Origin of the sequence: Haladaptatus sp. W1 (genome assembly GCF_001723155.1) — an archaeon.
GTDB classification, from domain to species: Archaea; Halobacteriota; Halobacteria; order Halobacteriales; family Haladaptataceae; genus Haladaptatus; species Haladaptatus paucihalophilus.
The window spans coordinates 1-6,944 of record NZ_MEIH01000396.1 but is presented as its reverse complement, the minus strand read 5'-3'; the positions used below and the strand labels follow the sequence as shown (position 1 = coordinate 6,944).

Here is a 6,944-nt window from a genome sequence, read left to right as displayed (position 1 = left end):
GCCTGTTCCTGCATGTTGTTGATGAGTTCAGGTCCGCTGATGCCGTCGGGGAATCCGGGGTAGTTCTCCACGTCCGTCGTGAGCGTCAACTGCCCGCCGGGTTCGTCGCCCTGCAGGACGAGCGGGTCGTTGTTCGACCGGGCGGAGTAGATCGCCGCGGTGAGTCCCGAGATGCCGCTCCCCGAAACGATTACTTTCCGGTGTTCCGGGTCGGAATCGACGGTTTCACCGCCGTCGGCCAGCGCGAGGCCCAGCTTTTCGTCCAGCTTGCCTTCCTCTTCGAGCGCGCAGGTTTCGTCCCAGCCGCCTATGAGCTCGTCGTCGATGAACACTTCCGGGGCGGTTTTCCGCCCGTCGGCGCGTTCGACCATCTCCTCGAACAGCTCCTCGTCGCGGGTTACGTTGTACGTCTCGTACTCGACTCCTTTTCCGTCGAGGAGTTCTTTGGCCTTATCGCAATAGGAACAGTTCTCCTTGATGTACATCTCGACACGAGGCTCTTCGTTCATGGTGCAATATCACTCGTCGTCGTGTATTTACCTTGCGCTGTCTCCCGTCGTTTCCGGTTTCACCGTCGGACTCGCTCGAAGCTCTTACCTTCGCGCTCCGCCACGATTCGGCTATGCCCGCAGAGTTAGTCGAGAAGACGAACCGCTACGAACGCCTGCTGTCGGAGGCGCTCGACGCCGCCGAAATCGCCGCGCCGACGGACACCCCGATGGGCGAAGCGGCGGTGGACTGCCGGGAGATGGCCCGGTCGTATTTGGAGGACGGGCGGCACTTCAAGGACGAGGGCGATTTCGTCAACGCGCTGGCGTCGTTTTCCTACGGCCACGCGTGGCTCGACGCAGGGGCGCGCATCGGCGTCTTCGACGTTCCCCGAGAGGGACATCTGTTCACGGTGTAGGCCGCATACTGAATCAGTAGGGCGATGCGCTTACGTGGGCAGAGTGTTTCGGTTGGGGGTGATGGAGGGCGTCCTCTGGTACGTGCTCACCGGTACCCGTGGCGGAGCCAACCGCGTTCGGTTGGTCCGGGCCGTCGACGAGCGACCACGGAACGCCAACCAACTCGCGGAGGACTTGGACCTCGATTACAAGACGGTTCGTCACCATCTGGACGTCCTCATGGACAACGGAATCGTCGAGAACAGCGGCGACGAGTACGGTGCGGTGTACCTGTTGACTGACCGAGTGCGACAGCACTGGGAGACGGTCGAGGAGATAATCGGGAAGGTGGAATGAGTATGGCCGAATCTGGGAAAGCATATATGCGAACACGATTACAAAGGAGGGACGACGGATGGGAATCTGGATAGACGTCGCGCGGGTTTCCACGGCGCTCAACGTGGTGTTACTTCTCGGCTTGAGCTACGTGTGGCTCGACAACTACCGTCAGTTTCAGTCGAAACACACGCTCGGTCTGTCGGTGTTCTCCGTCCTGCTCCTCGCACAAAACGCGCTGGCGTTCTACATCTACTCGTGGGATAACTTGTTGTCCGTTTGGTTCGCAACCAAGGTTCCCGCCCCCGCGTGGAAAGCGATGCTCGCGCTTCACGTCCTCGAATTTCTCGCGCTGGTGTTCCTCGCGTGGGTCACGTGGGACTGACCTCCTCTTCTCGACCGTTCCTCTCGGACTAGATGACCATTTATGCGTGTTTAGCCACCTCATAGCAAGGAGTCCGGAGGACCTACGAAACGTCCGTGACACCTCGAACGCGACGCGCACCGACCGGGGCGTGGTCAAGGTGAGCGGAAGCGGGAAACTGTGGTACGTCCTCTCCGGCAGTCGCGGCGGCGCTCGCCGGGCGACCCTACTGGCGGAACTCGCCGAGGAACCGCGCAATCCGAACCGGTTGGCGGCCGACCTCGACATCGACTACAGCACCGTTCGGCATCATTTGGACGTCCTCGTCGAGCACGAACTCGTCGAAACGGTGACGGGCGACTACGGGTCGCGGTACGCCCTATCGGCGGAAACCGAACGGAACTGGGAGGAGGTCGAGCGGATAATCCGAACGGTGTCGTAGCGTCCCGACACGGCTCAGCCGAGGACGCCGAATCCGTTCATCGGGCCGAACAGGACGTGAAGCAGGACGCCGACGACGAGCGCGGGTATCGTAGTGTAGATGGACGCCACGACCGCGGCCGTTTTGTCGATGGCGATGAGCGGGAAGAGGGCGTCCCCGTCCTGACTGATGGCGTTGGCGGTGAGCGCGGAGAACGGTATCGCGCCCTCGGCGTACACGCTGGCGAGCACGATTTGGGGGCCACAGCCGGGAATCAGGCCGACGACGGCACCGGCGATGGGGGCGAGGAGGCCCGCGGCCGCTGCGAGCGCGCCGACGTCGATACCGAACAGCAGGACACCGTACTCGTAGAGCAGGTACGCGGCGAGCACCCAGACGGTGACGAAACTCGTTTCCATCGCCGCGTGCGTGAGGGTTTCGTACGCATCCCCGAACGATTCGGGTGCCCGGCCGACGTGCCCGTCACCGAGGTAGTGTCGGCCGACGAAGTAGAGATACAACGACAGGGTGGTTCCCGTCACTCCGACGACGGTGAACGCTCCGGCATAGGAGGGACCGACGGTGAGCGCGACGTCCGGCGCACCCGCGAGCAGGTACATCACTCCGAGGACGAGGGCGGCGGCCGCCGACACCCACCAAACCGCGTGAGCCGCGTGACTCAGCGGCGTCAGGACGGACGAGGTTCGTGCGGCCCCCGTTTCACAGCCCGCGTCGTACTCGTGCGTCGGATTGCCGCCGGGACCGTCGGCGGCGAACCCCCCGTCGGTCGCGGTCCGTCCGAACGATGCAACGGCGCGGTCGATTCGGCCGACACCCATCCCGAAGCGGTCGATGGCGTAGCCGGAGAGGACGGCCGTCACGAACGCGACGCCGTAGGCGTACAGTCCCGCTTTCGGGGCCAGTGCGAGGATGACGAACGCCGAATCACCGGCGGTCGCGATGAGCGTTGCGACGACGGTGCCGAAGCTGACCGTCCCGCGAACGTACAACGGCATCATCACGATTGCACCGCCACAGCCCGGCGTGAGTCCCATGAGAGCGCCGAACAACGGTTGGAGGCGCTCGTTTTCGGAGAGTCGCTCAACCAGCGCCCCGTTCGTTCGGTACTGGACGAGTCCGAAGAGGAGGACGGTAACGGCGACGAATGCACTCACCTGCACGTAGCCGTCCCGGACGGATGCGAAGAATATCTCCACAACGTTATTCATCTGCTCCACGCTCCGTTCTGCCTACCGAAGATGGTTTTAGACATATCTAAAAGCTAGTTTAGTACTATACTACATTAGTGTTTTGCCCGTCGAACGACCGTCGTCTCTCCCCGACGAACCGCGATAGTGCCATATGATATCAATAGCCGCAATTTTTATGCCCGTCACTCCGTTCTATCTACCTGCAATGGCGAAAGGTACGGTCACCTTCTTTAACGACACCGGCGGCTACGGTTTCATCGAGACTGACGACGCGGACGACGACGTGTTCTTCCACATGGAGGACGTCGGCGGCCCGGACTTAGAGGAGGGACAAGAAGTCGAATTCGACATCGAACAGGCGGACAAAGGCCCACGCGCGACGAATCTCCAGCGGCTCTGAACGAATCTCGTTCGGGGGACGAACGACGGACAGCGGCCGCTCAGTTTCGGCAGAGCGCCAACAAGATTTTTCTCCTTTCCGACCGATACTGTCGGTATGGTGGAAACCTACGTTCGATTACTCTGCCCGGAATGCGGAAAACACTGGGAATCCAGTCCCAACGATCTGCCGGAACCCAAACGACAGTTCCACTGTCCGAACTGTCACGCAACGAGACGGACGTCGGAGTTCACGCGGACCGAGCACGACCTCGAAACGCTCAAACAACTCCAGTAAGCCGACGTTGTACTCGGCGAAGGGACCGATTTCGAACGACGGATCTCTTTTTGCGGTTCGCCGTCTCTCGTCTCACGTAGCGAACGAGTCGTTTACTCGTCGTTAGACCCCGACACACTCGACGACTGCCCCCTCGAAATCGAACGTGTTCGAGCGTCAGAACCGGACGATTTCGGAGTCAGCTTCGATACCAACCGGAAACCACCGAAAAGCTGACTATACGGCGTGCTAACGGGACTCAAGATAATAATATAACCCTGCAACCGTTACGTTCGTGTGCTTATGAAGAAGCAGGAGCTCATCCACCTTCACGGCCTGCTTGCGGAAGTTGGCAACCATTTCGAGGAACAGGACGGGAAACAGATCACGCTGGACGACTACGACTCTCTCGGTGTACGACCGACGTCTATTCATAAATCAAAAACAGACCACAAGGCAGCTGTTTTTGCACTCTCCGAGGCCATCACCGACGGTATGCGTGCGACCGAACGAGAAGCGGTCGCACCGCAGGCAGACTGAGCGACGGTACGCCGATTCTCGACGATAACTGATTCTCCAGTGGCAACTTCCGCTGTTGCTAAATTCTCCTGCCGGAAGTGACAATATTTGAACCGTATCGGGTTCTCAGACATGATAACTGTCTGTGTGTTATAATACATTTCCCTCCGTACTCGGACGGTAGTGGACTGACAAATATCAAACAAAAACGCCATAAGACAAACATGAAAGATAATAAGACAGACAGTTCGTCGCTGGAACGAGGTCAGGTCGGCATCGGAACACTCATCGTGTTCATCGCGATGGTGCTGGTCGCCGCAATCGCTGCGGGCGTCCTCATCAACACGGCAGGATTCCTTCAGTCGAAATCCCAACGAACTGGAACGGAGAGTACCGCACAGGTTACCGACCGCGTACACGTGGTCAGCGCGTACGGGAATGTCACGTATAACTCCTCGATGAATCAACACGTCGTGGATTACGTCAATCTCACGGTGATGAAAGGCTCCGGCGCAGGCGACATCAACCTCTCGAAGGCGACAATCGAGTGGCTCGGACCCGACGACGGTCTCATTCTGGTGAACGGAAGCACCCCGGACAAGCAGAACTTCACAGTCGAATCGATTCGTGACACCGATGACACGCTTCCCGTTCTCGTCAATCAGGACGGCCGGTTTAGAATCGTCCTCGATACGGAGAGAATCACCGGCGGACTCAAAGAGCGACAGGAGTTCACCGTCAAAATCGTGACTACCGCGGGTGCGGTGACGTACCACCACAGCATCCCGGAAACGCTCTCGGATAGCCACGCAATCGCGCTATAATCTCACCCCTTTGTCAGTTTTTTTCAGCCTGCTCAGCGACGCCTATCGTGCCACGCGGGGAACTCCCCGCGGACCTCTTCCACCCGCGTGGGGTCGACGTCTCGGACCACGACTTCCGGTTCGTCGCCCGTGCTGGCGAGCATCGTTCCCCACGGGTCGAACACCGACGACCGACCGATGAGCGTCGCGTCCTCGTAGGATCCGGACCCGTTGATGGCGGCGACGAAACACTGGTTTTCGATGGCACGCGCCCGGGTAAGCACTTCCCAGTGTTCGACCCTCGGATACGGCCACGCGCTCGGAACGAGAACCAACGTCGCGCCCGCCTCCGCGATGTCGCGGTAGAGTTCGGGAAACCGAAGGTCGTAACACGTCGTCATCCCGACGGTGATTCCATCGAACTCGGCGATGCCGAGCGATTCACCGGGAACGAGCATCTCGGCTTCCGCCGACTCGTAGCCGAACAGGTGGTGTTTTCGATACACCGCTTTCCGTCGCCCGTCGCGGTCGAAAAAGACGGACGTGTTGGCGAGGCCCTCCTCGGCGGGGGTTTCGCCGTCGGTTTCCGAGAGGTCCTCGACGATGCTTCCCGCGAGGACGCCGATATCGTGTTCGTCGGCGAGGTCGGAGATTCGTGAGAGCGTCGGCCCGTCGAGTGCTTCCGCATTTCGCTGGTACGTATCGAAGGCGAAGTAGCCGACGTTGAATATCTCGGGGAGTGCCACGAGGTCCGCGCCGCGTTCCGCCGCCGATTCGATGGCGTCGGTCGCCCGACGGACGTTCGTTTCCACGTCGCCGCCGTCGATGGCGATTTGGGCGAGTGCGAGTTTCACGAGACGACACCGACCTCCTCTTGCAGCTCGGTCTCCAAGTTCGTCAACTCGTCGTCCAGATGCTTTTTGAAATAGCGCTCGATGCCGGGAACTCGACCCTCCACGATGAACCGATTGTGGAGTTTACAACCGGAGTCGGTCTCCTCGATAGTGTGCTCGCCCGTGACGCGCATCGCCGATGATCGACCGACGAACTTCACGTATCGAGGTTCCTCGCGGGTCACGTCCTCGGTCTTGACGGGAATCGTTCGGTTCACGAACGGAATCGGGAGTTCGATGTGCCACGTCGCCCTCCTGCCTCCGGCTTTCGTGTCGTAGTCCGCGACCACGCTGATAGCTTCGGCTCGGCGTTTTGGGTCGGCGATGAAGTCCCACACGTCCTCCGGCGGTACCGGAAGATCGAAGGTCCGCTCTACCCGGACAGTCATACGACTAGATTAGGCTGTAGCGGTAAAAAGCCAGCCACTTAGCTCGGACTTACTTTCCACGTCGTCGAACGAGCGCGTCCCCACTTCTCGATGTCCACGTCTTCGGACTTTTCGGCCAGTCGGGGGAGTCGGGAACCGACTTGCTTCGATGAGAGTCCGAGGTGTTTGGCGATGTTCTTTGCGCGGAAATAGCGCTCACCACCAGCCACGCTCTCGCGCAGGAATTCGAGGATACGCTGTTCCTCGTTGCTGAACTCTGTCATCCTCACCCCCACTACGGGCCTGACGGTCTTAACCATTATCCTCCGCTGGACAAGTATCGATTTCGAGTCAGTTCTGATAGAGGTGGCTCGCGGCGACCGCGAGGACTCCCGCAATCATCGCTGTCGCAAAGCCCCACGCGGCGGTTTCCGTCCCCGGAGTGACAAACGTTACCGCTGCACCAGCGATTGCGAGGAGGATGAAC

General features: G+C 60.0%; 13 protein-coding genes. 8 read left to right on the top strand and 5 right to left on the bottom strand.

Annotated features, from left to right (window positions below; genetic code table 11):
• Positions 1-509: glutaredoxin domain-containing protein (locus BG842_RS25040; RefSeq protein WP_175424285.1), on the bottom strand; the 509-nt coding region annotated here is incomplete at its 3' end.
• A 113-nt stretch (positions 510-622) separates the two neighbouring features.
• Here BG842_RS25040 and BG842_RS25035 point away from each other — a divergent pair.
• From BG842_RS25035 to BG842_RS25020, 4 genes are all read left to right on the top strand, one after another.
• Positions 623-907 carry a DUF357 domain-containing protein gene (locus BG842_RS25035; RefSeq protein WP_069451646.1) on the top strand — a complete coding sequence of 95 codons (285 nt, stop codon included), beginning with the start codon at positions 623-625 and terminating at the stop codon, positions 905-907.
• A gap of 61 nt (positions 908-968) precedes the next feature.
• Entirely contained in the window at positions 969-1,244 is a 276-nt protein-coding gene (locus BG842_RS25030; protein WP_007977355.1) for a winged helix-turn-helix domain-containing protein, read from the top strand.
• A 58-nt stretch (positions 1,245-1,302) separates the two neighbouring features.
• Positions 1,303-1,608: a hypothetical protein gene (locus BG842_RS25025; RefSeq protein WP_007977357.1), complete on the top strand. Its 306-nt coding sequence runs from the start codon at positions 1,303-1,305 to the stop codon at positions 1,606-1,608.
• A 130-nt stretch (positions 1,609-1,738) separates the two neighbouring features.
• Entirely contained in the window at positions 1,739-2,029 is a 291-nt protein-coding gene (locus BG842_RS25020; RefSeq protein WP_069452911.1) for a winged helix-turn-helix domain-containing protein, read from the top strand.
• Between the two features lie 14 nt (positions 2,030-2,043).
• Here the strand turns inward: BG842_RS25020 and BG842_RS25015 are convergent, their stop codons facing one another.
• Complete coding sequence (locus BG842_RS25015) at positions 2,044-3,237, bottom strand: putative manganese transporter (protein ID WP_018128740.1); 1,194 nt, start codon at positions 3,235-3,237, stop codon at positions 2,044-2,046.
• 187 nt (positions 3,238-3,424) lie between these two features.
• Here BG842_RS25015 and BG842_RS25010 point away from each other — a divergent pair, with 187 nt between their 5' ends.
• The 4 genes from BG842_RS25010 to BG842_RS24995 all read left to right on the top strand — a co-directional run bounded on the left by BG842_RS25010 (position 3,425) and on the right by BG842_RS24995 (position 5,217).
• Complete coding sequence (locus tag BG842_RS25010) at positions 3,425-3,619, top strand: cold-shock protein (protein ID WP_007977377.1); 195 nt, start codon at positions 3,425-3,427, stop codon at positions 3,617-3,619.
• A 96-nt stretch (positions 3,620-3,715) separates the two neighbouring features.
• The gene (locus BG842_RS25005; RefSeq protein WP_069452910.1) at positions 3,716-3,895 is read left to right on the top strand and encodes a hypothetical protein; all 180 of its coding nucleotides are present in this window, start codon (positions 3,716-3,718) and stop codon (positions 3,893-3,895) included.
• A gap of 282 nt (positions 3,896-4,177) precedes the next feature.
• A complete protein-coding gene (locus tag BG842_RS25000) occupies positions 4,178-4,414 on the top strand; it encodes a UPF0058 family protein (RefSeq protein ID WP_007977379.1) in 237 nt (78 codons plus the stop codon).
• A 203-nt stretch (positions 4,415-4,617) separates the two neighbouring features.
• Positions 4,618-5,217, top strand: coding sequence for an archaellin/type IV pilin N-terminal domain-containing protein (locus BG842_RS24995; protein ID WP_069452909.1), 600 nt, complete (start codon positions 4,618-4,620; stop codon positions 5,215-5,217).
• 32 nt (positions 5,218-5,249) lie between these two features.
• Here the strand turns inward: BG842_RS24995 and BG842_RS24990 are convergent, their stop codons facing one another.
• Genes BG842_RS24990 through BG842_RS24980 form a run of 3 tightly spaced genes read right to left on the bottom strand, consistent with a single transcriptional unit; the run spans position 5,250 to position 6,741 of the window.
• Positions 5,250-6,050 (bottom strand): carbon-nitrogen family hydrolase, encoded by an 801-nt coding sequence (locus tag BG842_RS24990; RefSeq protein ID WP_069452908.1) that lies wholly within the window; start codon positions 6,048-6,050, stop codon positions 5,250-5,252.
• Positions 6,047-6,478 (bottom strand): SRPBCC family protein, encoded by a 432-nt coding sequence (locus BG842_RS24985; RefSeq protein WP_069452907.1) that lies wholly within the window; start codon positions 6,476-6,478, stop codon positions 6,047-6,049. The genes BG842_RS24990 and BG842_RS24985 overlap by 4 nt, the downstream gene beginning before the upstream one ends.
• A 38-nt stretch (positions 6,479-6,516) precedes the next feature.
• Positions 6,517-6,741: a hypothetical protein gene (locus BG842_RS24980; RefSeq protein WP_007977383.1), complete on the bottom strand. Its 225-nt coding sequence runs from the start codon at positions 6,739-6,741 to the stop codon at positions 6,517-6,519.
• Between the last annotated feature and the right edge of the window lie 203 nt (positions 6,742-6,944).